This window comes from Sphingobium sp. TA15 (assembly GCF_037101235.1).
GTDB classification, from domain to species: domain Bacteria; phylum Pseudomonadota; class Alphaproteobacteria; order Sphingomonadales; family Sphingomonadaceae; genus Sphingobium; species Sphingobium indicum.
Window position 1 is genome coordinate 1 of record NZ_AP025355.1, and the last position, 24,887, is coordinate 24,887.

At 64.7% G+C, this 24,887-nt stretch carries 26 protein-coding genes; 17 read left to right on the forward strand and 9 right to left on the reverse strand.

Annotated features, from left to right (window positions below):
- Complete coding sequence (dnaA, locus tag Sj15T_RS00005; RefSeq protein WP_013039317.1) at positions 1-1,410, forward strand: chromosomal replication initiator protein DnaA; 1,410 nt, start codon at positions 1-3, stop codon at positions 1,408-1,410.
- A 31-nt stretch (positions 1,411-1,441) separates the two neighbouring features.
- On the forward strand, positions 1,442-2,047 hold the full coding sequence (locus Sj15T_RS00010) for a peptidylprolyl isomerase (RefSeq protein ID WP_013039318.1): 606 nt from the start codon (positions 1,442-1,444) through the stop codon (positions 2,045-2,047).
- A gap of 244 nt (positions 2,048-2,291) precedes the next feature.
- On the opposite strand, the gene Sj15T_RS00015 is transcribed toward Sj15T_RS00010, so the two are convergent.
- From Sj15T_RS00015 to secB, 4 genes are all read right to left on the reverse strand, one after another.
- A complete protein-coding gene (locus tag Sj15T_RS00015; protein ID WP_007687705.1) occupies positions 2,292-2,942 on the reverse strand; it encodes a DUF4136 domain-containing protein in 651 nt (216 codons plus the stop codon).
- A gap of 196 nt (positions 2,943-3,138) precedes the next feature.
- Entirely contained in the window at positions 3,139-4,143 is a 1,005-nt protein-coding gene (gene trpS / locus Sj15T_RS00020; RefSeq protein WP_013039319.1) for a tryptophan--tRNA ligase, read from the reverse strand.
- A gap of 4 nt (positions 4,144-4,147) precedes the next feature.
- On the reverse strand, positions 4,148-5,737 hold the full coding sequence (murJ, locus tag Sj15T_RS00025) for a murein biosynthesis integral membrane protein MurJ (RefSeq protein WP_013039320.1): 1,590 nt from the start codon (positions 5,735-5,737) through the stop codon (positions 4,148-4,150).
- Positions 5,738-5,884: 147 nt separating this feature from the next.
- On the reverse strand, positions 5,885-6,382 hold the full coding sequence (secB, locus tag Sj15T_RS00030; protein WP_013039321.1) for a protein-export chaperone SecB: 498 nt from the start codon (positions 6,380-6,382) through the stop codon (positions 5,885-5,887).
- A 186-nt stretch (positions 6,383-6,568) separates the two neighbouring features.
- On the opposite strand from secB, the gene Sj15T_RS00035 reads away from it, so the two are divergent.
- The 4 genes from Sj15T_RS00035 to Sj15T_RS00050 all read left to right on the forward strand — a co-directional run bounded on the left by Sj15T_RS00035 (position 6,569) and on the right by Sj15T_RS00050 (position 10,802).
- Positions 6,569-7,225 carry a Tim44/TimA family putative adaptor protein gene (locus tag Sj15T_RS00035; RefSeq protein ID WP_007687714.1) on the forward strand — a complete coding sequence of 219 codons (657 nt, stop codon included), beginning with the start codon at positions 6,569-6,571 and terminating at the stop codon, positions 7,223-7,225.
- Entirely contained in the window at positions 7,222-8,481 is a 1,260-nt protein-coding gene (locus Sj15T_RS00040) for a murein transglycosylase A (RefSeq protein ID WP_013039322.1), read from the forward strand. Before Sj15T_RS00035 ends, Sj15T_RS00040 begins: the two co-directional genes overlap by 4 nt.
- Before the next feature lie 12 nt (positions 8,482-8,493).
- On the forward strand, positions 8,494-9,027 hold the full coding sequence (locus tag Sj15T_RS00045; RefSeq protein WP_013039323.1) for a Smr/MutS family protein: 534 nt from the start codon (positions 8,494-8,496) through the stop codon (positions 9,025-9,027).
- A gap of 95 nt (positions 9,028-9,122) precedes the next feature.
- Positions 9,123-10,802 (forward strand): EAL domain-containing protein, encoded by a 1,680-nt coding sequence (locus Sj15T_RS00050; protein WP_013039324.1) that lies wholly within the window; start codon positions 9,123-9,125, stop codon positions 10,800-10,802.
- A gap of 301 nt (positions 10,803-11,103) precedes the next feature.
- Here the strand turns inward: Sj15T_RS00050 and dapE are convergent, their stop codons facing one another.
- Positions 11,104-12,246: a succinyl-diaminopimelate desuccinylase gene (dapE, locus tag Sj15T_RS00055; protein ID WP_013039325.1), complete on the reverse strand. Its 1,143-nt coding sequence runs from the start codon at positions 12,244-12,246 to the stop codon at positions 11,104-11,106.
- A gap of 125 nt (positions 12,247-12,371) precedes the next feature.
- Here dapE and Sj15T_RS00060 point away from each other — a divergent pair, with 125 nt between their 5' ends.
- Positions 12,372-12,815, forward strand: a complete 444-nt coding sequence (locus Sj15T_RS00060) for a cupin domain-containing protein (RefSeq protein ID WP_007687725.1) — start codon at positions 12,372-12,374, stop codon at positions 12,813-12,815.
- A 20-nt stretch (positions 12,816-12,835) separates the two neighbouring features.
- Positions 12,836-13,843 carry an LD-carboxypeptidase gene (locus Sj15T_RS00065; RefSeq protein WP_167532624.1) on the forward strand — a complete coding sequence of 336 codons (1,008 nt, stop codon included), beginning with the start codon at positions 12,836-12,838 and terminating at the stop codon, positions 13,841-13,843.
- 27 nt (positions 13,844-13,870) lie between these two features.
- Here Sj15T_RS00065 and Sj15T_RS00070 read toward each other — a convergent pair whose 3' ends face one another.
- The gene (locus tag Sj15T_RS00070) at positions 13,871-14,224 is read right to left on the reverse strand and encodes a hypothetical protein (protein WP_013039327.1); all 354 of its coding nucleotides are present in this window, start codon (positions 14,222-14,224) and stop codon (positions 13,871-13,873) included.
- A gap of 236 nt (positions 14,225-14,460) precedes the next feature.
- On the opposite strand from Sj15T_RS00070, the gene Sj15T_RS00075 reads away from it, so the two are divergent.
- The 5 genes from Sj15T_RS00075 to glp all read left to right on the forward strand — a co-directional run bounded on the left by Sj15T_RS00075 (position 14,461) and on the right by glp (position 18,601).
- Positions 14,461-15,051, forward strand: a complete 591-nt coding sequence (locus tag Sj15T_RS00075; RefSeq protein ID WP_007687732.1) for an aminodeoxychorismate/anthranilate synthase component II — start codon at positions 14,461-14,463, stop codon at positions 15,049-15,051.
- A 109-nt stretch (positions 15,052-15,160) separates the two neighbouring features.
- Positions 15,161-16,153 (forward strand): anthranilate phosphoribosyltransferase, encoded by a 993-nt coding sequence (gene trpD, locus Sj15T_RS00080; RefSeq protein WP_013039328.1) that lies wholly within the window; start codon positions 15,161-15,163, stop codon positions 16,151-16,153.
- On the forward strand, positions 16,150-16,941 hold the full coding sequence (gene trpC / locus Sj15T_RS00085) for an indole-3-glycerol phosphate synthase TrpC (RefSeq protein WP_013039329.1): 792 nt from the start codon (positions 16,150-16,152) through the stop codon (positions 16,939-16,941). Before trpD ends, trpC begins: the two co-directional genes overlap by 4 nt.
- Positions 16,938-17,423 carry a cyclic pyranopterin monophosphate synthase MoaC gene (moaC, locus tag Sj15T_RS00090; RefSeq protein ID WP_013039330.1) on the forward strand — a complete coding sequence of 162 codons (486 nt, stop codon included), beginning with the start codon at positions 16,938-16,940 and terminating at the stop codon, positions 17,421-17,423. The genes trpC and moaC overlap by 4 nt, the downstream gene beginning before the upstream one ends.
- Complete coding sequence (gene glp, locus Sj15T_RS00095) at positions 17,420-18,601, forward strand: gephyrin-like molybdotransferase Glp (RefSeq protein WP_013039331.1); 1,182 nt, start codon at positions 17,420-17,422, stop codon at positions 18,599-18,601. The genes moaC and glp overlap by 4 nt, the downstream gene beginning before the upstream one ends.
- 89 nt (positions 18,602-18,690) lie before the next feature.
- Here the strand turns inward: glp and Sj15T_RS00100 are convergent, their stop codons facing one another.
- Positions 18,691-18,849, reverse strand: a complete 159-nt coding sequence (locus Sj15T_RS00100; RefSeq protein ID WP_007687742.1) for a hypothetical protein — start codon at positions 18,847-18,849, stop codon at positions 18,691-18,693.
- A gap of 153 nt (positions 18,850-19,002) precedes the next feature.
- On the opposite strand from Sj15T_RS00100, the gene lexA reads away from it, so the two are divergent.
- Positions 19,003-19,689, forward strand: coding sequence for a transcriptional repressor LexA (gene lexA / locus Sj15T_RS00105; protein ID WP_013039333.1), 687 nt, complete (start codon positions 19,003-19,005; stop codon positions 19,687-19,689).
- Here lexA and Sj15T_RS00110 read toward each other — a convergent pair.
- Positions 19,680-20,918 (reverse strand): ComEC/Rec2 family competence protein, encoded by a 1,239-nt coding sequence (locus Sj15T_RS00110; protein WP_269076459.1) that lies wholly within the window; start codon positions 20,916-20,918, stop codon positions 19,680-19,682. The genes lexA and Sj15T_RS00110 overlap by 10 nt on opposite strands.
- Between Sj15T_RS00110 and Sj15T_RS00115 the strand changes: the two genes are divergently transcribed.
- The gene (locus tag Sj15T_RS00115) at positions 20,910-22,655 is read left to right on the forward strand and encodes a recombinase family protein (RefSeq protein ID WP_013039335.1); all 1,746 of its coding nucleotides are present in this window, start codon (positions 20,910-20,912) and stop codon (positions 22,653-22,655) included. The genes Sj15T_RS00110 and Sj15T_RS00115 overlap by 9 nt on opposite strands.
- Positions 22,656-22,825: 170 nt before the next feature.
- Here the strand turns inward: Sj15T_RS00115 and Sj15T_RS00120 are convergent, their stop codons facing one another.
- Positions 22,826-23,209 (reverse strand): hypothetical protein, encoded by a 384-nt coding sequence (locus Sj15T_RS00120; RefSeq protein WP_013039336.1) that lies wholly within the window; start codon positions 23,207-23,209, stop codon positions 22,826-22,828.
- A 141-nt stretch (positions 23,210-23,350) separates the two neighbouring features.
- Here Sj15T_RS00120 and Sj15T_RS00125 point away from each other — a divergent pair, with 141 nt between their 5' ends.
- Together Sj15T_RS00125 and Sj15T_RS00130 are read left to right on the forward strand one after the other, a co-directional pair.
- Entirely contained in the window at positions 23,351-23,542 is a 192-nt protein-coding gene (locus Sj15T_RS00125; protein ID WP_148225531.1) for a hypothetical protein, read from the forward strand.
- Between the two features lie 85 nt (positions 23,543-23,627).
- Positions 23,628-24,887 (forward strand): phage terminase large subunit, encoded by a 1,260-nt coding sequence (locus tag Sj15T_RS00130; protein WP_013039337.1) that lies wholly within the window; start codon positions 23,628-23,630, stop codon positions 24,885-24,887.

Genomic DNA, 24,887 nt, shown 5'->3' on the forward strand with positions numbered 1-24,887 from the left:
ATGAAGGATATTGCGGCAGTGATTGGAAGTTTGAGCGGTCTCGACACGCAGCAGAATGCGCGCCTGGAGACTGCCTGGGCGACCATTCGCGCCGGCCTGCGCCGCGACATCGGCGCGCGCATGTTCGACCAGTGGCTGAAGGCCGCGCAACTGGGCGACTATTGCCCCGAATCGCAGACGCTCGACCTGCTGTTCGCTTCCGACTTCACGGCCAATTTCGTGTCGGGCCAGTTCGGCGACCGCCTGCGGATGGCGTGGCGCTGCGCGGGAGCGGGCGTGCGGGAGCTGCGCCTGCTGCGCGCCCCCAATGCGGTCGGACCCCGCGTTCTGGAATTGCACCAGGCGGAGGAGACCGTTGCCGACGACGGCGCCGCCGACCTGCCACCCGCTTCCAATTTCCAGCCGCGCCACGGCTTCGACGGGTTCGTGACGGGCGAGACCAATCATCTAGCCTATTCGGCGGCGCAGGCCATGGCCGGGGAAGCCCAGCCGCGCTTCAGCCCCCTCTTCATCCATGGCGGCACCGGCCAGGGCAAGACGCACCTTCTCCACGCCATTGCCCGGCTCTTTTCCAGCCATTCGCCCTCGGCCCCGGTCCTCTATATGTCGGCCGAGCGGTTCATGATGGAATTCGTGAACGCGATGCGGGCGAACGAAACGATGATGTTCAAGGCGCGGCTGCGGGCGGCGCGGCTGCTGCTGATCGACGACATCCAGTTCATCGCCGGCAAGGGATCGACGCAGGAGGAGTTCCTGCACACGATCAACGACCTGATCGATTCGGGCGCCCGAATCGTCGTGACCGCCGACCGCGCGCCGCAGATGCTGGACGCGATTGATGCGCGCATTCTCTCTCGCCTGGCTGGCGGACTGGTGGCCGACATCCGTCCTGCCGGACTGGACCTGCGCCTCGCGATCCTGGAGGCGAAGCGCGCCATCGCGGGCGATCCGCCGGTGCCCGACGCCGTGGTGGATTTCCTCGCCCGCTCGATCCGTTCCAATGTGCGCGAACTGGAGGGCGCGTTCAACAAGCTGATCGCCTACGGCCAGCTTACCGGCCGCTCCATCGACCTGGAATTCGCGCAGGCGATGCTGGCGGACGCGGTGCGCGCCAATGCCCGTCGCATCACCGTGGACGAGATACAGAAGGCCTGTGCCGCGCATTACAAGATCGACGCGGCGGAAATGCGTTCTAAGCGCCGGGCGCGGGCGGTGGCCCGTCCGCGCCAGGTGGCGATGTATCTGGCCAAGAAGATGACGCCGCGTTCCCTGCCCGAAATCGGCCGCATCTTCGGCGGACGCGACCATAGCACCGTGATTCACGCCGTGCGCACGATCGAGGAACTGCGTCAGAGCAATCCGGACATGGACGCCGACATTCGCGCCCTGCAGCGCCAGTTGGAAGGCTGACAGCCGGGTGGCTTTGGATTAGGCTTTGCCCATGATCCGACAGCTTGCCCTTTTCCTTGCCGCTTTCATCGCCTTCACCCCCGCTTTTGCCCAGACGGCCCCGGTTCCGCCGCCCGCCGATGTGAAGGTCGCGCTGGAAACCGGCAGCGGGCGGATAGTGGTGGCCGTGCATCTCGCCCAGGCGCCCGTCACCGCCGCCAATTTCCTGCGCTATGTCGATCAGAAGCGGCTGGACGGCACATCATTCTATCGCGGCGTCGGCACGGGCGATTATGGTTTCGTGCAGGGCGGCGCGCAGAACGACCCAAAGCGCGTCCTGCCGCCGATCAAGCATGAACCGACCAGCCAGACCGGCCTCACCCACGATGACGGCGCGCTTTCCATGGCCCGCTATGCGCCCGGCAGCGCCACCGGCGATTTCTTCATCGTGCTGGGCAAGATGCCGGGCATGGACGCGCATCCCGAAGCGCCGGGCGACAATCAGGGCTTCGCCGTCTTCGCCCATGTGGTGGAGGGGCTGGACGCGGTGAAGGCGATCCTCGCCGCGCCCAAATCGCCCACGGCGGGCGAGGGCGTGATGAAGGGGCAGATGCTGGAACAGCCGGTGAAGATACTGACGGCGCGGTGCATCCCCTGATCGCCCTATAGATGGAAGGCGACAGTTCGCTTTCTCTCTCCGTTCGCCCTGAGCTTGTCGAAGGGCTTTACTTCTTCTTCGGATACGTGATTTAAAGAAAGTGAAGGGCTTCGACAGGCTCAGCCCGAACGGTTTTCTGAGGTCCGCTCATGGCCAAAAAACCCCACAGCTCCATAAAAAACCCGGCGATCCTCGACCGCCGGGTAATTGGGCATGGCCATAAGCCGCCCGCCTGAAAAACCGCTCAACCCTTCTTTTCGGGCGGCAGGGTGATCTTCACATTTTCCCCATTCTGGCCGGGGAAGCCGGTGAACATCGCGTCGATCAGGTTCGGCACCAGATAGGTCAGCTTGTTGGACAGCGACTGGGCCTGCGCCTTGCCCTCGAACAGGCGGCGATTGTCGGCGGCGCGGTCGATCTTCATGCTGAGGTCGCCGGTGTAGACGGTATAGCTGGTCACGTCATTATAGCCGCCCGGACCGAACAGCCACGGATCATAGAAGCCATAGCCCCAGGGGCGGCCCCAGCGGCCGCGCCAGCCCCATCCGCCATAGAAGAACGGGTCCGGTGCGCCGAAGCCGGTCGAGCGCACCTTTTCCCGCCCATTGTCGACGCCATAGGCCACGCGCACGATCAGGTCCGCCCGCGCCGGATCGCCGGCCGCGACATAGCCGGTCTGGGTCAGCCGCTGGCCGACAAGGTCGGCATAATGCGAAAATTCAAGGCCGCCTGCCAGGCGCGGATCGTCCGCGACGATGGTGAAGCTCTGGCCGGCGGGGGCCGGAAGCTGCTGAAAGCGGGCGACGTCCGCCTTGAACGACGTCGCGCAGCCTGAAAGCGCCGCAAGCGCCAGGGCGGGCGCCGCAAGCAAGCCGATCTTTTTGAAACGGGTCATTTTTCTTGCGTCCTGTACCAGGCACCAAGCCTGCCAAACATCTTGCGTCCTGCCTTAGCAAAACGCAACTGAACATCGTTTGAACGCGCGTAACGGGCGAACGGGCGCAAACCATGTCCTGCCACCCCTAGGACGGCGCGGACCGGATTATCCCGTCACCGGCTGGAAGGGCCGCGACTTTCGCGGTCCCACGGCATCAGCGCATCAGGCCCATCGCGTCATAGGCTGCGCGGAGCGTGGGCTCGGCAGCGGCAGACGCCTTGGCCGCTCCCTTTTCCAATATGGCGTCCAGCGCCGCGTCGTCGGTGCGCAATTCCATGAACCGAGACCGGATCGGGCGCAGCGTTTCCACCAGCAGTTCGCCCAGCGCGGGCTTGAACGCGCCGAAGCCCTTGCCGGCGAATTCGGCGCAGACCGCGTCCACGCTCATACCCGACAGCGTCGCATAGATGCCGAGCAGATTGTTCGCTTCCGGACGCCCGGCCAGCCCCTCGGCATTGTCGGGCAGCGGTTCGGGATCGGTCTTCGCCTTCTTCACCTTCTGCATGATCGCATCGTCATCGTCGGTCAGGTTGATGCGGCTCATGTCGGAGGGGTCGGACTTGGACATCTTCGCCGTGCCGTCGCGCAGCGACATGATGCGCGCCGATTCCTTCGGGATGATCGGGTCGGGCAGGGTGAACAGCTCCACGCCGAAATCGGTGTTGAACTTGGTCGCGATGTCGCGGGCCAGTTCCAGATGCTGCTTCTGATCCTCGCCCACCGGCACATGGGTGGCGTTATAGACCAGGATGTCCGCCGCCTGGAGCACGGGATAGACGAACAGGCCGATGGACGCGCCCTCGCGATCCTTGCCGACCTTGTCCTTGAACTGGGTCATGCGATTGAGCCAGCCGATCCGCGCCGTGCCGTTCAGCAGCCAGCACAATTCCGCATGGGCGGGCACCCGCGCCTGGTTGAACAGGACGGAACGGTCCGGATCGATCCCGGCGGCCACCAGCGCGGCGGCCATGTCGCGGACATTGCGGATGCGCTGCTCGCGCCCCTCATGCACGGTGATCGAATGCATGTCGGCCAGGAAGAAGAAGCACTGGCTCTGGCTGTCCATCTCATCCTGCATCCGCACCCAGTTGCGGATCGCGCCCAGATAATTGCCCAGGTGCAGATTGCCGGTCGGCTGGATGCCGGAAAGGACGCGCATTCTTCTATCCGTTCTCTGTCTTGGTTGCACTTTTGCGCCGCATCAGCGCCTTGAGGTCGGACAGCCGATAGGCGCCCGTGACGAAACAGGCCACCCCGTACAGCGCGATCCCCGCGCCGACAAGCAGGGCGAGCGCGACATAGCGCTGGACCATCGCCCCGCCGAGCCACGGATCGAGCACTCCCTCGCCCGCATAAAGCACGCCGCCCATCGCGACCGCAGCCACGGCGAGGCGGGGCAGGCGCCGCCGCAACTGCCCGTCGGCGGCGAAATGGCCGCGCTTCACCAGCGTCGAATAGAGCATCGCCACATTGACGGTGGAGGACAGCGCCGTCGCCAGCGGCGGCCCGACATGGCCCATCAGCGGGATCAGGACGATGTTCCCGAGGATGTTGATGAGGATCGACAGCATCGCATAGCGGACCGGCGTCCTGGTGTCGCCGCGCGCATAATAGCCGGGCGTCAGCACCTTCACGAGCACATAGGATGGCAGGCCGATGGAAAAGGCCGACAGCGCCCATCCGCAACGCTCCGCATCCTCGACGGTGAAGCGCCCATATTGAAAAAGGCCCCGCACGATCGGCTCCGCCACGGTGATGAAGGCGACGGTCGCGGGCAGCGTCAGGAACAGCGCCAGTTCGATGCCGCGATTCTGCGTGTCCATCGCTTGCCTGTCCTGCCCCGTGGAAAGCAGGCGCGAAATGGTCGGCAGCAATATGGTGCCAAGCCCGATGCCGATCAGCCCCAGCGGCAACTGGTTCAGCCGGTCGGCATAATAGATATAGGTGATCGACCCGGAAGCCAGCAGCCAGCCCGACAGCGCGGTGGAGATAAGCAGGTTGATCTGCGAAGCCCCGGCCCCCGCCGCCGCCGGGACGATCAGCCGCAGCAATTCCTTCACATCGGCGTCGAAGCGCGGGCGCTTCAGCTTCATCGACACGCCCGCCCGGCGGCACGCCCAGATCAGCCAGAGCAGTTGCAGCGAGCCGCCGACGGTGACGGAAATCGCCTGCACCCGCGCCGTTTCATATTCGTCGGCGCCATGGAACAGCCACAGCCCCGCGATCATCGCCACGTTGAGCAGGATCGGCGCGGCCGCATTCACCCAGAATTTGTCGAGCGAATTCAATATCCCGCCCAGCAGCGACGCCAGGCTGATCAGTGCCAGATAGGGCAGGGTGATGCGCGAAAGCATGACCGCGAAGGCGAACTGCTCCGGCGTAGGATTCTGGCGGGAGAAGCCGCCGGAGAGTGCCCAGGTGATCGGCCACGCCGCCGCGATCAGGAGCGCGGTGAAGACGACCAGCACCGGCAATAGCACGGCAAGGGCGCGCTCGGCGAAATGATAGCCTTCCGCGACCCCGCCCGGTCCCGCCGCCTTGCGGTTGAACATCGGGATGAAGGCGGCGGAAAAGGCGCCCTCGGCAAAGAGGGCGCGGAACATGTTGGGCAGGCGGAAGGCGACCCCGTTGAAGGCGTCCGACGCGAAGCCCGCCCCGACATAGCGCGCCGCCAGCGAATCGCGCACCAGCGCGAGTATCCGGCTGGCGAGCGTCAGCCCGCCGACGGAACCGAGGGCTTTAGCGAGTTTCATGCCATGGCGTCCCGTTCGTCCTGAGTAGCCGCTGAGCGAAGACGAAGCGGCGTATCGAAGGATGGTTGCGAAGCTGCTTCGATACGGCCCTTCGACAAGCTCAGTCCCTACTCAGCACGAACGGACAGGGGAATATTACGGCTTTGCTCAGGCGTGCCCCACCGGTTCGCCCGCGGTCTGCGCCATCGCCTCGGCCTGCTGGATGTAAAGCCCGCCGAAATCGATGGGGTCGAGCAGCAGCGGCGGGAAGCCGCCGTCGCGGATCGCATCGGCCAGCACGCGGCGGGCGAAGGGGAAGATAAGGCGCGGCGCTTCGGCCAGCATGAAGGGCTGCATCTGGTCCTCCGGCACGTTGCGCATGCCGAAGATCGCGGCGTAGACCAGCTCCACGGCGAAGGCGGTGCCCTGCGGCGCGGTGGCCTTGACCTCGATCTTCAGGGACACTTCGACGACTTCCTCGCCCACCTTGTCGGCGCCGATGTTGAACTGCACGTCGATCTGCGGCTGGTCCTGCCACTGGTATACGGCGGGCGCGTTCGGATTTTCGAAGGACATGTCCTTCACATATTGGCTGATCAGCGCGATCTGCGGGCCGTTGTCGGCGCCATTGCCGGTGGTCTGAACGGTATCGGCTTCCTCGGCCATCTCATTTCCCTGGTTCTTAAGGTTTGCTGGGGGCGGAATGTCCGCGCATGTCGATCCGCGCGCTTAGCAGGGGCGGCGGGAGGGGGCAATGCGGCACTTGAACAGCGGCCATTTGAATATGCGCGGAAACATGCCTATGTTGGTCGCGTTACAGTTTCAGATTCAGTCCAAAGGGTGCCTGACCCCGTGTATGTGATCGTCATCCTCGCCATGATTGCCGGTTTTCTGGCGCTGCGGCTCTATTCCGTGCTCGGCAAGCGGACCGGGCATGAGCAGGAGCCTGCGCTTCGCCCGGCGGAGGAGCGCGCCAAGGTGACGATCGTGCAGCCGCGCCCGGTTCCGGAAATGGCGGGCGATTCGGTCCGGCTGTCCGAAGGGCTGATCGCGCCCGGCGGCGAAGCGGGCGTGCGCGCGCTGATTGCGGCCGACCGCAGCTTCGACGTGCCCCAGTTCGTGGAAGGCGCCAAGGCCGCCTACAAGATGGTGCTGGAGGCGTTCTGGCGCGGCGACCGGCAGGAACTGGAATGGCTGTGTGACGCCGATGTTCTCGCCTCCTTCGAGGAAGCGATCGCGGCGCGGGAGGCGGAGGGCCATGTCCTCGACAACCGCCTTGTCCGCATCGAAAAGGTGCAGATCGTCGACGCGGGCGTCACCGGACGCATGGCGGAGATTTCGCTGCGCTTCGAAGCGGACATCGCCGCCGTCACCCGCGACCGCGACGGCAATGTGGTTGCCGGCTCGCTGACCGACGCCGTCGGCACCAACGACATCTGGACGTTCACGCGCGACCTGCGCAGCACCGATCCCAACTGGAAGCTCAGCGAGACCGACGAGGCGGCATGACCCTGCGTCAGTCGTGGGGGGCGCTGGCCGCGGCGCTGCTGCTGTCGGCTTGCGCGGGCGGCGTGATCCCGCCCGGCGCGGGCGGGCCTGCGCCGGCCCGGCCGCCTCGCGGCGGTGGAGAGACCGCAACCCGTCCCGTTCCCGCCACCCCTCGTCCGCCCGTGCCGGTCACGCCCCCCGCGGCCGCGCCGACGGACACGGCCAATGCTGTTAGCGCCGGCGTCACGCCCGGCCCGGCCATTGCCGATCTCATTCCGTCCGGCGATCGTTCGCGCAAGGCGTTGCAGGCCTTTCGCCTGTCCTGCCCTTCGCTGATGCGGCGGAACGACCAGAGCGGACTGACGCGCGGTTCGGACTGGAACAGCGCCTGCGCCGCCGCGTCGAGCTGGCCGGAGGCTTCGGCCGGCGAATTTTTCGCCCGCTATTTCGAAGCGGTGCAGGTGGGCGATGGAAAGGCCTTCGTCACCGGCTATTATGAGCCGGAGATCGCTGGGTCACGCATGCGGCAGCCTGGCTATGACGTGCCGATCTACCGCCGCCCGCCCAATCTGATCGACGTCAATCTGGGCCAGTTCAGCGACAGCCTGAAGGGCAAGACCATTCGCGGCAAGGTCGACGGCACCAATCTGGTGCCCTTCGACGAAAGGTCGCAGATCGTTTCGGGGTCGCTCGCCGGCAGGGGGCTGGAACTGGCATGGGCCGCCGATCCGGTGGAATTCTTCTTCCTTCAGGTGCAGGGCAGCGGACGGCTGCTGCTGCCCGATGGAGGGGTCATGCGGATCGGCTATGACGGCCAGAATGGGCGCGACTATACCGGCATCGGCAAGCTGATGAAGGATCGCGGCCTGATCCAGGCCGGGTCGATGCAGGACATCATGCAATATCTGCGCGCCCATCCGGCCGAGGGCGCGGCGATCATGAACGAGAACAAGAGCTTCGTCTTCTTCCGCGAACTGACCGGCGCCGGCCCCCTTGGGGCGATGGGAGTTGCGGTGACGCCCGAAGCCACGGTGGCCGCCGATCCCCGCTATGTGCCGCTGGGCGCGCCGGTGCTGCTTTCGCTCGACCGGGCGGAGCCCAACGGCATATGGATCGCGCAGGATACCGGCGGTGCGATCAAGGGCGCCAATCGCTTCGACAGCTTCTGGGGCGCGGGCAGCAATGCGCGCAGCGTCGCGGGCGGCATGTCGGCGCGGGGCAGCGCGCTCGTCCTGCTGCCGATCGGATCGGCGGCGCGCCTCGGCCAGCAGCCCTGACGTCATGCGGCGATGCCCCGGCGCAGTCTCACCTCCGATGAACAGGCGCTCTGGACGGCGCTGACCCGCTCGATCAGGCCGCTGAGGCAGGGCGCGCGCGTCTCCGCCATCCCCACGGTTCCGGTTCCCGCCAAGGAGAAGACAGGGTTAACGGTTCCCTCCGCCCGGACGGTCGCGACGGCCCAGCCGCGCACGCCCGCGGCCACTCTGGATTCAGGCTGGGAGCGCAGAATCCGTAGCGGAAATCTGACACCCGACATGACGATAGACCTGCACGGCCACAGCCTGTCGGCAGCCCATGCCCGGCTTAACCAGGCGCTGGCCTCGGCCTGGGCAAGGGACGTCCGCATCATGCTGATCGTCACGGGGAAACCGCCGAAAAGCCCGTCGGCAGGCGGCGGTCCGCGCCGCGGCGCCATTCGCGGCGAGATCGGCCACTGGCTGGAAACCAGCAGCTATGCCGATCGCATCGCAAGCGTGCGGATCGCGCATCAGCGCCATGGCGGCGACGGGGCGCTTTACGTCATCCTGCGGCGCAAAAAATAAGCCTTTCGGACGAATCCACTGACCTTTTCTTAACCACTGTCCTTCATATCCCGATGATCCAGTCCAAACCTCGGGCTGGCTGGGCAGGGAGGCACATGCAGGGCGTGACATTGACGAGCCGCGCCACCGCCTTCGCCTGCGCCGCGGGGGCGCTGGTGTTCATCCTGTCGCTGGTCCTGGGCCAGGGGCAGGCGACGGACATGGACGGCGTCGGCCGATCCCTCATCATCGCGATCCTGTGCGGCACGCTGAGTTGGGCGTCCGCCCGCCGGACCGTGGCCACGACCGCAAGCGCCATCGATGGCGCTACCGAACGCCTGCTGGCGGCGGCGCATGGCGACCTGCAATCTGCCGTGCCCCGCGACATCGGCCAGGAACTGCCCGATCTGTCGGTGGCGATGGAAAGCCTGTTCAGCCAGGTGCGCACCAATCTGGACCATGTGCAGGCGCTGGCCCTGTTCGATCCGGTGACGGGCCTCGCCAACCGCATCAGCTTTTGCCGGCAGGTCGAAAGGCTGCTGGCGGAACGCAGCGAGGAGGGGCTTGCCGCCCTGTTCTTCATCGACCTCGACGGGTTCAAGGGCGTCAACGACACGCTGGGCCATGCGGCGGGCGACCAGTTGCTGGCGCGCGTCGCCGGCCGGCTGCGGGAAGTCGCCATGGCGCAGGCCAGCGCGGGCGCGGGCGATTGCCTGATCGGTCGCCTGGCGGGCGATGAATTCACCCTGTTCGTCCCCAGCTTGCCGGACATGGACAGCGCCGGGCGGATCGCCCGCGCCATCCAGTTCGCGCTGCGCGAGCGCTTCGACCTGGGCAGCCAGCATGTCGACCTGGGCGCGTCGATCGGCGTCGCCTGCTATCCTGAACATGGCGACACGCTGTCCGCGCTGCTGCGGTCGGCGGACATCGCCATGTATCATGCCAAGCATCAGGGCCGTAACCGGGCCGAGATGTTCACCACCGAACTGGCGCTGGAAGCCGCCGACCGCGCCGAGCTGGAGCGCGACCTGCTGCTGGGCCTGCAACGGGAGGAGTTCCTGCTGGAATTCCAGCCGCAGATCGAGATCGGCAGCGGCCGGGTCATCGGCGCCGAGGCGCTGATCCGCTGGGCGCATCCGGAACGCGAGCTGGTGATGCCCGGCTCCTTCGTGTCCATCGCGGAGGAAAGCGGCGCCATCGTGGCGCTGGGCGACTGGGTCATGGGCCGGGTGTGCGAGACGGCGGCGCGCTGGTCGCAGGCCGGGGTCAGGCAGCGGATCGCGATCAACATATCCTCCCGCGAACTGGGGCAGGCCGATTTCTTCATGCGCCTGCGTCATGCGATAGACGCGCATCGGGCGCCGGCGATCATGCTGGAACTGGAGATCACCGAATCGCTGGCAATGGAGATGAAGGCGGGGACTCTGGACCAGATCCGCGCCCTGCGGCGGGACGGCGTGCGCATCGCCATCGACGATTTCGGAACCGGCTATTCCAACCTCTCGCGACTGCGCGAATTGCCGGTCGACCGGGTGAAGATCGACCGTTCGCTGGTCCGCGACATCGCCGTTTCGGCCGAAGCCCGCACGATTTGCAGCGCCGTCGTCGGGCTGATCCAAGGATTGGGCATGGAAGTGGTGGTCGAGGGGGTGGAGACCGAGGCGCAGATGGAAATGCTGCGCGTGATCGGCTGCACGCTGTTCCAGGGCTATCATCTGGCGCGGCCGATGGGCGAGGAGGATTATCTCGCCCGCTTCGCCGCGCCCGCGCCGCTGGCCAGGCAACGCTCCGTCTGAGGCGGCGGCCTATTCGCTTCCCGCTCACCCTGAAATGAATGCCGATGGGTCCTGGGCAGCGTGGACACATTCGAAAATGTCGTGAAATGGCCATCCTAAGACATTCCCCTCCCGTAAACGGGAGGGGTTAGGGGTGGGCGCGACCCCGGACTTGATCCGGGGAGCTTCTGACTTGGCCGTTGCAAAACAACGCGGATGTCGCGCCAGCCCACCCCCTAACCCCCTCCCGCCTGCGGGAGGGGGAACGTCCGCTCCCACCCAAAATCACTCGGTCCGGCAAGTCTTGAATTGTCCACGCTGCCTAGCTCGCTAGGGCCTTCGCCGTAACCAGCCGGTAGATTTCAGCGAGGTCGCGCAGGTCGGCCAGCGCCACCGCCTCGTCCAGCTTGTGCATGGTCGCGTTGTTGAGGCCGAATTCCACCACCGGGCACAGGCGCGAGAGGAAGCGCGCGTCGGACGTTCCGCCGGTGGTCGACAGTTCCGCCTCCACCCCCGTCACATCGCGGATCGCGCCCGCGACCATGTCCGACAGCATGCCTGGCTCCGTCAGGAAGGGTTCGCCGCTGATCTTCGCTTCCACCCTGCCGCCTTCGGCTGCGGCGATGGCGGTGATGCGGTCGACCAGCTCCGTGCCGCCATGTTCATTGTTGAAGCGGATCGAAATGCGCGCCTGCGCGGCGGCAGGGATCACGTTGGTCGTCGGATTGCCGACGTCCAGGTTGGTGATCTCGATATTGCTCGCCTGGAACCAGTCATTGCCCTCGTCCAGCACCAGCGCGTCGATGGCGGAAAGGATGCGGATCAGGCGCGGGATCGGATTGTTGGCCAGATGCGGATAGGCGACATGGCCCTGCACGCCGTCGACATGGATCCACATGTTGACCGATCCGCGCCGGCCGATCTTGATGACGTCGCCCAGCCGCCGCGAGGAGGTCGGCTCGCCCACCAGGCAGAGGTCGGGACGCAGCCCATGGGCGGCCATCCGCTCCATCAGGGCCAGCGTGCCATGGACGGCCGCGCCTTCCTCATCGCCGGTGATGATCAGGCTGATCGTGCCGGGCAGGTCTTCGGGCAGGTCGTGCAGGGCCGCGACATAGGCGGCGATGGCGCCCTTCATGTCGACGGCTCCGCGCCCGTAGAGCAGCTCGCCGCGAATCTCCGGCCGGAAGGGATCGCTCGCCCAGCCATTGCCCGGCGGGACCACGTCCAGATGCCCGGCAAAGGCGAAATGCCTGCCCGGCCCGGTCGTCCGCCATGCCAGCAGATTTTCCACCGGGCCGTCCGGCGCCTCCCCGGCCAGGAAGCGGTCGACGGTGAAGCCCAGCGGTTTCAGCATCGCCTCCAGCACGGCGAAAACCTCCCCCGTGGCGGGCGTGACGGAGGGACAGGCGATCAGCTTCTCGGCTATGTCGATCGGGTTGGCATCGGTGCTGGTCTTGCTCATGCGGTTGCGTTAGAGCATTTTGAAGCCGGCTGAAACAGGCGCGGCGCGCAAAATGCGGTGGAGAACAGGGCGCATTTTGGAAGCCGGCGGAAGCGCCGGCGGCGCTGCCGGCAGGAGGACATGTCATGCCCAAGGTCGACCTTGCGGCCATCGAACAGACCAATCGGACAGGCTATCCGCCCGAACATGCGGGCGCGGTGGCGGGGCGATGGGTGCGCAGGCTGGGGCCGGCGACCGGCCTTTCGGATTTCGGCGTCAGCCATGTGGTTCTGAAGCCCGGCGCGGCATCCTCCCAACGGCACTGGCATGAAGATGAGGACGAGTTCGTCGTCATGCTGAGCGGCGAGGCGGTGCTGGTCGAGGAAGGAGGGCGCACGCCGCTGCATGCCGGGGACATGGCATCCTTTCCGAAGGGCGATCCCAACGGCCATCATCTGGTGAACGAAAGCGGCGAGGATTGCGTTTTCCTGGCGGTGGGGCGCGTTCCGCTGGGGGATGCGCATTATCCCGACATCGACATGCAATGGGTCGGGGGCAGCTATCGCCGCAGGAATGGAAGCGGCTTTTGAGGCTGGACCGCCGGGCATTGATGGCCACTCTGGGCGCCGCGATGACGGCTCCCAAGGCCCTGGCCGCGCCCCCCGCCGGGGTGGTGAAGCCGCCCCGGCTGCGCCCCGGAGACAAGGTGGGCCTGATCGAGCCGGCGGGCTTCACCGACGATGCCTTCGACCTCGATCTGGTCAAGGAAACGATCGTCGCCATGGGGCTGGTGCCCAAGCCCGCCCGGCATCTGGTCGAACGCCACGGCTATCTGGCCGGGACCGATGCCGACAGGGCGGCCGACGTCAACGCGATGTTCGCCGATCCGGAGGTGCGGGCGGTGTTCGCCACCCGGGGCGGATGGGGCTGCGCGCGCATCCTGCCCTATCTCGACTTCGCGAAGATCAGGGCCAATCCCAAGCTGCTGGTCGGATTTTCCGACATCACCGCGCTGCATCTGGCCTTCGCGGCGCGGGCGGGTTTCGTCACCATCCACGGCCCCAATGCGGCGAGCAGTTGGCCGCGCTTTTCCTGGGACGCCTTCCGCGCCGTCGCCTTCGAAGGGGCGACGCCGCTGATGGCCAATCCGGAGGGGCATGAGGACCGGCTGGTGCAGCGCAGCGGGCGCATCCTGACCTTCCGGGGCGGGAAGGCGAGCGGGCGGCTGCTGGGCGGGAACCTGACCGTGCTCTCGACGCTGATGGGAACGCCCTGGCTGCCGGATTTCGACGGCGCGATCCTGTTCATCGAGGATGTGAGCGAGCAGCCCTATCGAATCGACCGGATGCTGACCCAATTGGCGCTCGCCGGCGTGCTGGGCAGGGTGGCGGGCGTGGCGTTCGGGCAATGCACCGATTGCGGCCCCAGCGGCGCCTCCTATGGCGGGTTCACCCTGGCGGAGGTGTTGCAGCAGCATCTCGCGCCCCTGGGCGTGCCGGCTTTCCAGGGCGCGCTGTTCGGCCATGTCGCCAGCCAGTTCAGCCTGCCGGTCGGCTGCCGGGCGGAGATCGACGCCGACGCGGGAACGATCCGGCTGCTGGAGGCGGCGGTTCGCTGAAAGGAGCGACGACATCGAGCCGAGGGTTCAGTCCTTGTCGTCGGTGGGCCGCACATAGGCGCCGCGCCCGTCGGGCGGGACAAGCGACCCGTCCTGGATCGTCAGGACGAGCGTGCGAAAGCCGGGTTCGGGCACGTCCCTGGTCTTTTCGGAGGTAAGGATGACGGCGCCGTCCCTCTCGGCCCACCGCCCCTCCGCGAACAGGTCGAGCGCGCCATAGACCAGATACCATTGGAAGCGGCCGTCCGGATGCAGCATCAGTTCGGACCCCGTCTCCATCACGCCGCGCAGATAATAATGCCCCGCCCGCTCGGCGGCTTGCGCCCAGGCCGGCCCGGCCAGGAACGCGGCAAGGGGGAGAAGGGCGGTGAGGACGCGCATCGGGCGATGCTATCGCAGGATGGCCCGGCGGAACAGGCCTGCCATGCGCGGGGCCATGGCCGACGCGGCGGGACGCCTGCCCAAGGCATCGTGCTCCTGCGAAGGCAGGAGCCCAGTCCCGCCCTCCCGCTTGAACTGGGCTTTCATGGCCCCCAATGCCCGCAAGGCCTCAGCGCGCCGCGCTCGACGCGTTCCCGGCCCTTTCCCCGACCGCGATCCTTCGCTAAAGCCGCCCGATGATCCTCGTCATCGACAATTATGACAGCTTCACCTGGAACCTCGTCCATTATCTCATGGAACTGGGCGCGCAGGTGGACGTCGTCCGCAACGACGCCATCTCCGCCGGGCAGGCGCTCTCCACCGGCGCGCAGGCTTTCCTGCTGTCTCCCGGCCCGTGCACCCCCAATGAGGCGGGGGTCAGCCTGGACCTCGTCGCCGCCTGCGCCGATGCGGGCGCGCCGCTGCTGGGCGTATGCCTGGGCCATCAGTCGATCGGCCAGCATTTCGGCGGCAGGGTGGTGCGCGGCGGCCTGATGCACGGCAAGACCTCCCCCGTCACCCATGACGGCAGCGGCCTGTTCCAGGGGCTGCCTTCGCCCTTCACCGCCACCCGCTATCATTCGCTGATCGTGGAGGAGATTCCCGAAACGCTGATCGTCAACGCCACCAGCGAGGACGGCTCCGTCATGGGTTTCCGGCATCGCGACCTGCCGATCCATTCGGTTCAGTTCCACCCGGAAAGCATCGCCACCGAACATGGCCATGACATGCTGGCGAACTTCATGCGGATCGCGGGCATTCCGGTTCGGGAACGCGTGACGGGCTGAACCGCTTTCCTTTTCGGCCTCGCCAGCGGTCCTCATACCTCCAAGGCCGCAGCGACTTTCGCGCATCCCATCTCGACTCCGGCGCCGTCCCATGATTAAGGCAGCGACGATGACCCGCCTGCCCGATCCAACCCTGCCCCTCGACGCGCAACAGGCCGCAACGGCCTTCGACCTGCTGTTCGATGCCGACCTGCCGGAAGAGGAGATCGCCGGCTTCCTCGTCGCCATGGCCCGACGGGGCGAGACGGCGACGGAGATCGCCGCCGCCGCCCGCGCCATGCGCCATCGCATGATCCCGGTCACGGCTCCGGCGGGCACGATCGATGTCTGCGGCACGGGCGGGGACGGGCACCATACGCTCAATGTCTCGACCGCCGTGTCGCTGGTGGTCGCGGCCGCGGGCGTTCCGGTGGCCAAGCACGGCAATCGCGCCGCCTCCTCCAAGGCCGGCGCCGCCGACACGCTGGAAGCGCTCGGCCTGGACCTGGACCGCGCCGCCGCGACAGCCGAAGCGACGCTGGCCGATCTCGGCATCTGCTTCCTGTTCGCGCAGAACCATCATCCCGCGCTCAGGCGGCTCGGCCCCATTCGCCGGGCGATAGGGGAACGCACCATCTTCAACCTGATGGGGCCGCTCGCCAATCCGGCCGGGGTGCGCCGCCAACTGGTCGGCATCGCCCGCCCGGACTATGTCCCCATCTATGCGGAGGCGCTGGCGGAACTGGGCGTCGACCATGCGATGATCGTTTCGGGCGACGAAGGGCTGGACGAACTGTCGCTGGCCGGCGGCAACGCGCTGGCGGAGGTGAAAGGCGGCGGCCTGGTCGCGATGCGTCGCCTGACTGCCGCTGAACTCGGCCTTTCCACCCATCCGGTCGAGGCCATCAGGGGCGGCGACCCCGCCCATAACGCCGCCGCCCTGCGCGCCCTGTTGCAGGGCGAAACCGGGCCCTATCGTGACGCGGTGCTGCTGAACGCCGCCGCCGCCCTCGTCGTCGCGGACGCCGTGTCCGATTTCCGGGAGGGCGTGGAGGAAGCCGCCGAAACCATCGACCGGGGCCTTGCCAACGCGTTGCTCAATTGCTGGATAGCTTTCAAATGACCAACAAGCTGATCGAAATCTGCGACGTGAAGCGGGATGAGGTCGCCCGGCGCAAGGCCGCCACGCCCATATCCTCGCTCCACGCCCGCGCCGCCGCACAGACGCCGCCGCGGGGCTTCCGCAAGGCGCTGGACGATGCCGCCCGCTCCGGCTTCGGCCTGATCGCGGAGGTCAAGAAGGCCAGCCCGTCCAAGGGCCTGATCCGCCCCGATTTCGATCCGCCCGCCCATGCCCGCGCCTATGCGGCGGGGGGCGCGGCCTGCCTGTCGGTGCTGACCGACGAACCCTATTTCCAGGGGCATGACGATTATCTGGTCGCCGCCCGGTCCGCCTGCGCCCTGCCGGTGCTGCGCAAGGATTTCATGGTCGATCCCTGGCAGGTGCTGGAAAGCCGCTCGCTCGGCGCCGACGCGATCCTGATCATCGTCGCCGCGCTGGACGACAACCAGATGGCGGAGATAGAGGACGCCGCCCTTGGCCTGGGCATGGATGCGCTGGTCGAAGTGCATGACGCGCAGGAACTGGAGCGGGCGATGAAGCTGCGTTCCCGCCTGATCGGCGTCAACAATCGCGACCTGCGCGATTTCACCGTCGATTTCGCCCGCACCTATGAACTGGTGGGGCAGGCGCCGGAGGGCTGCACCTTCGTCGCGGAAAGCGGCATCGGCGGCCATGACGACCTGATCGCTATGTCTGACCATGGCGTGCGCTGCTTCCTGGTCGGGGAAACGCTGATGAGGCAGGCGGACGTCGAAGCCGCCACGCGCAAGCTGCTCACGGGCCGATGAGCAAGCTCACCCATCTGGACGAGGAGGGATCGGCCCATATGGTCGACGTCTCCGCCAAGGCGACGACGACGCGCAAGGCCGTTGCGGGCGGGCGCATCAGCATGACCCCCGAAGCCGCGGCGGCGATCGCGCAGGGATTGGTGAAGAAGGGCGACGTGCTGGCCGTAGCCCGCGTGGCCGGCATCATGGCGGCGAAGCGGACTGCCGACCTCATCCCGCTCTGCCACCCGATCCCGCTCAGCTCCATCAGCATCGACCTCGATCTGGACGGCAGCGGCGTGTCCGTGACGGCGACCGCGAAGACGGCCGGCCAAACCGGCGTGGAGATGGAGGCGCTGACCGCCGCGTCGGTCGCGTTGCTGACGGTCTATGACATGGCCAAGGCGCTGGACAAGGGCATGGTGATCGGCGAGGTGCGCCTGCTGGCCAAGAGCGGCGGCAAGTCCGGCGACTGGACGGCCGGAGACGGACCGGCATCATGAGCCTGCTTCCGGTCGCGGAGGCGCAAAGCCGCCTGATGGCGCTGGCGACGCCACTGCCGACGGAGCATTTGGCCGTTCCCGCCTGCGCCGGACGCTGGCTGACGGAGGATGTCGTCGCGCTGCGCGACCAGCCCTGGGCCGACCTTTCCGCCATGGACGGCTATGCCGTTCGCGCCGCCGAATGGCCGGGGCCGTGGCAGGTCGCTGCCGAAAGCACGGCCGGCGGGCCGCCGCCGCCGCTGCTCGAACCCGGCCAGGCCTGCCGCATCTTCACCGGCGCGCCCTTGCCGCAGGGCGCGGACAGCATCCTGATCCAGGAAAACGCCGCGCGCCAAGGCGATGTGCTGCGCGGATTGGACGAGGCGCTGGCGACCGGCCGCCATGTCCGCCCGGCCGGTTCCGATTTCCGCAAGGGCGGCCTTTTGCTGAAGGCCGGCGGCGCGCTTGGCCCCGCGCAGATCGCGCTGGCCGTGCTTGGCGGCCATGCTGCGTTGCCCGTCTCGCGCCGGGCGCGGGTCGCGCTGCTCTCCACCGGCAACGAACTCGTGCCGCCCGGCATGCCGACGCAGCCGGGCCAGCTTCCCTCATCCAACGCGCCCATGCTGGCGGCAATGCTTTCCGGCCTCTCTTGCGACGTCGTCGACTTGGGCATCGTGCGCGACGATCTGCCGGGCACGGTCCGGGCCTTCGTCCGCGCCAGCGAAGCCGACATCATTCTTTCGACCGGCGGCGCGTCGGTGGGCGATCACGACTTCGTCCGTCCGGCCTTCGTCCAGGCGGGCGGCTCGCTCGATTTCTGGAAGATCCGCATGCGGCCTGGCAAGCCGCTGATGGCGGGGATATTGGGTTCCGCCGTCTTCCTGGGCCTGCCGGGCAATCCGGTGTCCGCCTTCGTGACGGCGACCCTGTTCCTGCTTCCGCTTGTCCGCCATATGATGGGCGCGGCGTCGCCCCTGCCGCCCACCGCGCCCGCAACGCTCGCCGCCCCGCTGCCCGCCACAGGGGAACGGGACGATTATCTCCGCGCCTTCCGCACCGAAGCCGGCATCGTTTCCGTGACGTCGCAGGACAGCGCCGCCACCGCCGCACTGGCGATGGCGGACTGCCTTATCCTGCGCCCCGCCGGTTCGGCCCCGGCAGCCGCCGGCGATCCCGTCACGGTCCTCCCCCTCGCATAAGGAAAGGGGCCGCCCAGGCGACCCCCTTCCCGTGCAGTCCTGATGGATGGCGGCGACAATCGGCCGCGCCGGAACGCCGCCTTACCCGTTCAGCGCTGCTGCTTGCCGGGCGACTTGTCCTGACGGCGCTCGTCGCCCATCTGGCCTTGCCGGTTTTCCTGCTGCTGCTGGCGTCCACCCTGGCGGGAGCGGTCGCCGCCCTGCTGGTCGCGACGTTGATCGCCGCCCTGATTGTTCTGGTTGGCCATGTTTCTCTCCTATTCACCTTCATCGGGGAAGGCAGGCTTTAAACGGCCCGTGGCCTCCCGCGTTCCCGTAAACGCGGCCAACGGTTAGGCGCTTGACTTGCCCCGTTCCGTTTCCTATGCGTTCTCCATCCGTTCCAAGGAGGGCAAGGCGAGATGTTGACACCCAAGCAACAGGAATTGCTGAGCTTCATTCAGACCCGGCTGGAGGAGGGGGGCGTGTCTCCCTCTTTCGAGGAGATGAAGGAAGCGCTGGACCTGCGGTCCAAATCCGGCATCCACCGCCTGATCAACGCGCTGGAGGAGCGAGGCTTCATCCGCCGCCTGCCCAATCGCGCCCGCGCCCTGGAGGTGCTCAAGCTGCCCGACGCCATGCATCGTGCGCCCAAGCTGGCCGTGCCGGCCAAGGCGCCGCTGACGAGCGGTCCGGCGTTGAGCCAGCCGCCGGTCGCCGCCAACGACATATTGGAGATTCCGCTGCATGGCCGCATCGCGGCCGGCGTGCCGATCGAGGCGCTGGAGGGGCAGAACATGCTTTCAGTCCCCGCCGCGCTGCTGGGCACCGGAGATCATTATGCGTTGGAGGTGGCCGGGGATTCGATGGTCGAGGCAGGCATACTCGACGGCGATTTCGCGCTGATCCAACGCACCGACGTTGCGCGGGAGGGGCAGATCGTCGTCGCGCTGATCGACGAAAATGAAGCGACGCTCAAATATTTCCGGCGGGAAGGGCCGAAGGTTCGGCTCGATCCCGCAAACAGCGCCTATGAGCCGCAAATCTACGATCCGCGGCAGGTCCGCATCCAGGGCAAGCTGGCCGGGTTGCTGCGCCGCTATAACTGACCGCCCCTGTGTCCGCGCGGCCAAGCGGAGGGTCGCGCGATCCACGGGTGCTCGTCATTCGATGCCTTTGCGCCGCGGATGGCGCCATGGTCCAGATCGATGGCCAGGCCGCCCGTCCGGGCGAGGAACCGTCGATCCGCCTTCAGCCAGCGGGGGCGACAGGCGCCCGGCAGGCGACGGTCGCTGACGACGATGTCCGCATGGGCGCAGTCCCGCGCTAGTATCGCATTGTCGATCTTCACGCTGCTCCGCGTCAGCAGCAGGTTCCAGTACCGGCCTCCACCCCTCAGGCGGACGGCGCAGAGATCGGGAGAACAGCGCGCCTGGGGCAGCGTCGTCAATGCCTGCAAGGTGCCGTCATGACCCGCGCTTTCCGCCATGACGTCGCGGGCATATCCGCCGGCGCGGGCGCGCAGCATCGCCATGCCGCCATCGGCGGTGCGCAGCGCGACATGGCGGCCATCGCCGCTGATCAATATGGCGGGCATCGGGCTGGCCAGGATCATCGTCATGCACGCGGACACCGGCATCAGGCCCGCCCAGCGCCACCCGCTTCGCCATAGCAGGCACCACAGCATGCCCAGCAGGATCAGGCCGAACACCGCGCCCGACTGGGCAGGGGCCAGCACCACCGCCCAGGGGCTGGACGCCACGCCATGAGCGACCAGCAACAGCAGGTCGAGTGCCCGCGCCGTGAGCCACCAGAAGGGCGCGCCCCATCCGCCCAGGTCGAACAGCAAGGCCATCGCCTCCAGCGGCATGACGACCAGGGTGGTGAGCGGTATCGCCACCAGATTGGCGACCGATCCCAGCATTCCCGCCTTGTGGAAATGGAACAGCGCAATCGGCGCCAGCACCAGTTCCACGGCCAGCCCCGTCGCCAGCATGCCCGCCAGATTGCGCCCGATCCGGCGCCACATCCCCTCGTCACGCGCAGCGACGAAGGTACGGAAGGCCGGATGCTCGCCCAGCGACACCAGGGCGATCACCGCCGCGAAGCTCATCTGGAAACTCGGCCCTACCAAGGCTTCGGGCCAGAGAACCAGCACCACCAGCGCCCCTGCCGCCACCAGCCTGAGGGTGATCGCGTCGCGCCCCATCGCCATCCCGCCCAGCACCAGCAAGGCAGCGATGCAGGAGCGCACGGTCGGCACTTCGGCCCCGGTCGTAGTGTAATAGGAGTAGCAACCCGTTAAGCCCTTTGGGCGTAGGCAGAAAAAATGACCCAACCCGCCACAATTTACGCCCGCTTCTCAAACGCTGAACAAGGCAAAGGCAGCAGCATGGATCGCCAGCTTCGCTTGTGCGAGGAAATGGCCCAGCAGCATGGATGGGAAATAAGTCCCAGCCGCATTTTGAGAGATGAAGGACGTTCTGCTTTCTCAGGTGCCAACCGCAAACAAGGTGGCGCGTTTTACGAGTTTGAGACGCAGGCGGAAGCTGGCTACTTCCAGAATGGCCATGTGCTTATTGTGGAGCATTTGGACCGCATCAGCCGTCAGGGGTATGACGAGGTTCTACCGCTGCTGACGATGCTCACGCGCAATGGCGTCACCGTAGCAACCGTGGATGGCAATCGCGTTTATCCAGCCTTTGAGCGAGTCCCTATGGGGCCAGTTATGGAGGTCATCCTAAAGACTGAGCTTGCCCGCGAAGAGAGTAAAAAGAAGGCTGATCGACTCGCAGAGGCATGGAAGCGGAAGATTGAAAAGGCACAAGCGTCCAACGGGAGCCACATCGCAATAACCTCAACCTGCCCTGCTTGGATCAATGTCGATCCCACCACCAAGCTGATGACACTCAACGAGGACCGCGTTCGTGTCCTGCGTGAGATATTCCAGCTTACCATTGATGGCTACGGCACCCCTGCAATTGCCCAGCGGTTGAATGCCCGCAATGAGCCTGTCTGGAAGCACAGGGAGGTAAAGAGCAACAATGGCTGGACAGTTGGCTACCTGACCAAGATCGTCCTCAATCGCGCTGTAATGGGCGAATATCAGCCTACCAAGAAGCCCAGGGGCGTTGCGATGGGAACGCCTGTTGGTAGCCCCATCCTAAATTACTATCCGCAGGCCATTGACCCTATCACGTTTGGCAAGGCTGCTGCTGCTCGTTTGAGCCGTGCTGGCACCAGCGGATCGTGGCAACTTACCTATAGCAATATCCTGTCTGGCTTGGCCAAATGCTCACATTGTGGCGGGCGTATGTCTCAACGGGCAACCGTGCGCCGTGGCCAAATGCGCCGCGATAGCAAAGGATCAGGACGGAAATATGCTGCCCGCGACGACATAACCTACCTGTATTGCTTCAACGCATGGAACAAGGTCAGTGTGGAGGAAACGGGCCAGCCTAAATGCACCAACACCGCCAAAATCCGCTATGAGCCGCTTGAGCGCACGATAGTCGATTTGATTACAGGCTATGCTGCTTCCAATCCTACTGCCACAGACGACAAGCGCCTGCGCGAACTCCAAGTGGAAATGGCTGAGTTGCGTAGGCAGCAGGAGGGCAAACAGGCCCAGGCTGATAATCTCGCTCGTTCATTCGCGGAAAGCGGATCAGCTATGATGGAGCGTTTGGCGCTTGAGGCTGATGCAGAGGCGCGAGAATTGCTCAAGCAGATGAACGCGAAGGCAAAGCAGTTGGATTCTGCCTATGCTGATGTTGAAGCTGATCCCTCCCAAGCGTGGTTTCAGCGCATCAACGAGATTAAGGAACAACTCTACAGCGACGATGAGCAAGTCCGCAAAGACGCTCGCGTTCGTATGAAGCAGTTTCTCCCCAAGGTGCTGTCACATGTGTCCTGTGACCGTGAGAAGGAGACGCATATCATTCTGGGAGATAACAGGGTGGGCATGTTCATAGACTCCCAAGGCGAAGTGCTGGCCACAGGCATCCTACAGGAAGAGATCGTTGGGCCTGACGGGGAGCGCAATTGGCATCCTGACGCGGAAGCAGCGGAATAGGAAAAGGTGGTAACAGCGCCCTGCTACCACCCCATGTGTAGAACGCTTTTACCCCCTTATAGAAAATGCTGCCGAACGCCCGCTTGACGGGTCAGATATTTATCCACCAACACGACAGCCATAAAAAAAGCCCGCCATTAAGACGGGCTTCTTTCAGTATGAACACGCTGTTATTTCGAAGCGGCTTTGGACTTGGCCATTGCCTTACCGCGCTTTTTGGCATTCTCAGCCAGCGGAGCAAGCTGCTCATTAAACTCGCCTGCAAGCACACTGGCTTTGATGGCGTTATACACTTCCTCGAATTTATTAGCAGGAACAGCAAATTCCTTGTTGGCACCATCAAGCAGTAGCGCGGTGTTTGCATAGCGAACGCTGAACACAACAGAGTCTCCAGCCTGCTTGATTGTAGGACGCTTAATGTCCTTGTTGCCTCCTTTGAACGCAGCCAGCGCATCGTCCATCGACTTAGCAGCGCGTTCTGCGGGAGATACTGCGGCACCAGCAGAGGTCTTAGCGACGGGCTTGATGAGGTTCTTCCAGTTCACATTAGCCATTTATAGTTCCTTTCAATTTGCCTTCGTTGGCTCCTATCAAATACGGCTGACAGAAGGTATGTCAACAACTGAAAGAACCTACTGAGCGAACCACACATTTATCAGGGGTAAATATCTGACACCACAACCAAGGAGTCAGATATGAAACAAGCAACCATCAACACATTAAAATCCGTAGGCGGGAAAGCTCTATCCGTCCTTCGTTGGGCGCTCATGAGACGCAAACTCTTAGCCGCACTGGTTTCAATCCTCTTTGCAGGATCAGCCGTAGCAACAGGCAACGTATCTGCCGTCATCGACATCGTAGCTCAGTTGGTTTTGGAGAACAGCTAAATATGTGATGACAAAAATATCATCACGTAAAACGAAAGAACCCCTATCCCTTAGACCTGACCAGCTTGAAGCCCTCAAAGGGTTGATGGACACGACGCTGACTTGGTTGCTCATTTACGGCAACAGACGCGGCGGCAAGAGCATAGCAATCCTCTATTACATTTTCATGCGTTGCCTCCTTTATGCAGGTTCAACGCATCTAATCGTCCGTAGAACGAGAACAGCCTGTGAATCCTCGCTTTGGAGGCAGACGCTCAATTGGATGCTGGATCATATGGCAGACCCAAGCGGCGCGCCATTAAGGGAAAAGGTCAAGCTCAACTCCAGCGACCTAATCGCCTACTTCGACAACGGCTCCTACATCATGTTCGACGGTTTGGATGAAAATCGTTTGGATAAGGTGCTTGGAACTGAATACCAAACAATATGGATGAACGAAGTAAGTGAGTTTGACTGGTCAGACGTTCAACAGTTGGCTGGCTGCCTCAATGGATCACCTACACACAACGATAATGGCCTGCCTATCGTCCGTAAAATGGTGTTTGACTGCAATCCGCGCTTCGAGAGCGATTGGGATTGTAAGGTATTCCGTGACGGTCAAAACCCAGTCAACAATCAGCCCCTCAACGATGTGCAAAAATACGGCAAGGTCAAGGTCCAGAACGTCGATGAGGAATACCTTGCCATATACGCAAACGCTGATCCACGGACACGCGCTCGCTATCTGGACGGCGATTGGTCAGCCCAAAACGACAATGCGATCTTTGACTTAGATAATTTCGAGCGCAATCGCAGATTCGGCATTTTCGCCAAAGACCTCGAACGGATCGTAATAGGCGTTGACCCTGCCTCTAAATCCAAAAAGGAAAGCGACCTTACAGGCATCATTGTAGCCGGCATGTTGAAGGACGAAGCCTACATATTGGCCGACCTTACAGGCAAATACACACCTGAGCAGGTTGCCCAGAAGGTGACTGAGGCATTTGATACCTACCAAGCTGACAGCATCATCGTTGAAACTAACAACGGCGGTGATTGGATCGAAAATGGCTTGAGGCAATACGCTCCCAATCTGCCCGTCAAACAGGTCACGGCATCACGAGGCAAGCTGACACGCGCAGAACCAATCGCGCTGATCTACGCCCAAGATAAAGTCCATCACGTAGGCCACAATCTCAGCGAACTTGAAACCCAAATGTATGAGTTCGGGATGGAACGCGGAGCAGCTAAATCACCTGACCGCATGGACGCCCTTGTGTGGGCACTATGGTATCTCTTCGATGTTGACGGCAAAGGCGAAAAGCCAAGCACAATAGCAATGCGTCGCATCGCCAACTTCTTCTAA

Excerpts from the sequence above, each read along its gene's own strand:
- murJ (WP_013039320.1), bottom strand. The coding sequence starts at position 5,737 with ATGAAACTCGCTAAAGCCCTCGGTTCCGTCGGCGGGCTGACGCTCGCC.
- Sj15T_RS00130 (WP_013039337.1), top strand. The coding sequence starts at position 23,628 with ATGGACACGACGCTGACTTGGTTGCTCATTTACGGCAACAGACGCGGC.
- dnaA (WP_013039317.1), top strand. The coding sequence starts at position 1 with ATGAAGGATATTGCGGCAGTGATTGGAAGTTTGAGCGGTCTCGACACG.
- Sj15T_RS00100 (WP_007687742.1), bottom strand. The coding sequence starts at position 18,849 with ATGGCCAACCAGAACAATCAGGGCGGCGATCAACGTCGCGACCAGCAG.
- Sj15T_RS00125 (WP_148225531.1), top strand. The coding sequence starts at position 23,351 with ATGAAACAAGCAACCATCAACACATTAAAATCCGTAGGCGGGAAAGCT.
- Sj15T_RS00050 (WP_013039324.1), top strand. The coding sequence starts at position 9,123 with ATGCAGGGCGTGACATTGACGAGCCGCGCCACCGCCTTCGCCTGCGCC.
- dapE (WP_013039325.1), bottom strand. The coding sequence starts at position 12,246 with ATGAGCAAGACCAGCACCGATGCCAACCCGATCGACATAGCCGAGAAG.
- Sj15T_RS00065 (WP_167532624.1), top strand. The coding sequence starts at position 12,836 with ATGGCCACTCTGGGCGCCGCGATGACGGCTCCCAAGGCCCTGGCCGCG.
- Sj15T_RS00060 (WP_007687725.1), top strand. The coding sequence starts at position 12,372 with ATGCCCAAGGTCGACCTTGCGGCCATCGAACAGACCAATCGGACAGGC.
- Sj15T_RS00070 (WP_013039327.1), bottom strand. The coding sequence starts at position 14,224 with ATGCGCGTCCTCACCGCCCTTCTCCCCCTTGCCGCGTTCCTGGCCGGG.
- Sj15T_RS00010 (WP_013039318.1), top strand. The coding sequence starts at position 1,442 with ATGATCCGACAGCTTGCCCTTTTCCTTGCCGCTTTCATCGCCTTCACC.
- Sj15T_RS00075 (WP_007687732.1), top strand. The coding sequence starts at position 14,461 with ATGATCCTCGTCATCGACAATTATGACAGCTTCACCTGGAACCTCGTC.
- lexA (WP_013039333.1), top strand. The coding sequence starts at position 19,003 with ATGTTGACACCCAAGCAACAGGAATTGCTGAGCTTCATTCAGACCCGG.
- Sj15T_RS00040 (WP_013039322.1), top strand. The coding sequence starts at position 7,222 with ATGACCCTGCGTCAGTCGTGGGGGGCGCTGGCCGCGGCGCTGCTGCTG.
- moaC (WP_013039330.1), top strand. The coding sequence starts at position 16,938 with ATGAGCAAGCTCACCCATCTGGACGAGGAGGGATCGGCCCATATGGTC.
- Sj15T_RS00120 (WP_013039336.1), bottom strand. The coding sequence starts at position 23,209 with ATGGCTAATGTGAACTGGAAGAACCTCATCAAGCCCGTCGCTAAGACC.
- Sj15T_RS00045 (WP_013039323.1), top strand. The coding sequence starts at position 8,494 with ATGCCCCGGCGCAGTCTCACCTCCGATGAACAGGCGCTCTGGACGGCG.
- Sj15T_RS00015 (WP_007687705.1), bottom strand. The coding sequence starts at position 2,942 with ATGACCCGTTTCAAAAAGATCGGCTTGCTTGCGGCGCCCGCCCTGGCG.
- glp (WP_013039331.1), top strand. The coding sequence starts at position 17,420 with ATGAGCCTGCTTCCGGTCGCGGAGGCGCAAAGCCGCCTGATGGCGCTG.
- trpC (WP_013039329.1), top strand. The coding sequence starts at position 16,150 with ATGACCAACAAGCTGATCGAAATCTGCGACGTGAAGCGGGATGAGGTC.
- trpS (WP_013039319.1), bottom strand. The coding sequence starts at position 4,143 with ATGCGCGTCCTTTCCGGCATCCAGCCGACCGGCAATCTGCACCTGGGC.
- trpD (WP_013039328.1), top strand. The coding sequence starts at position 15,161 with ATGACCCGCCTGCCCGATCCAACCCTGCCCCTCGACGCGCAACAGGCC.
- secB (WP_013039321.1), bottom strand. The coding sequence starts at position 6,382 with ATGGCCGAGGAAGCCGATACCGTTCAGACCACCGGCAATGGCGCCGAC.
- Sj15T_RS00115 (WP_013039335.1), top strand. The coding sequence starts at position 20,910 with ATGACCCAACCCGCCACAATTTACGCCCGCTTCTCAAACGCTGAACAA.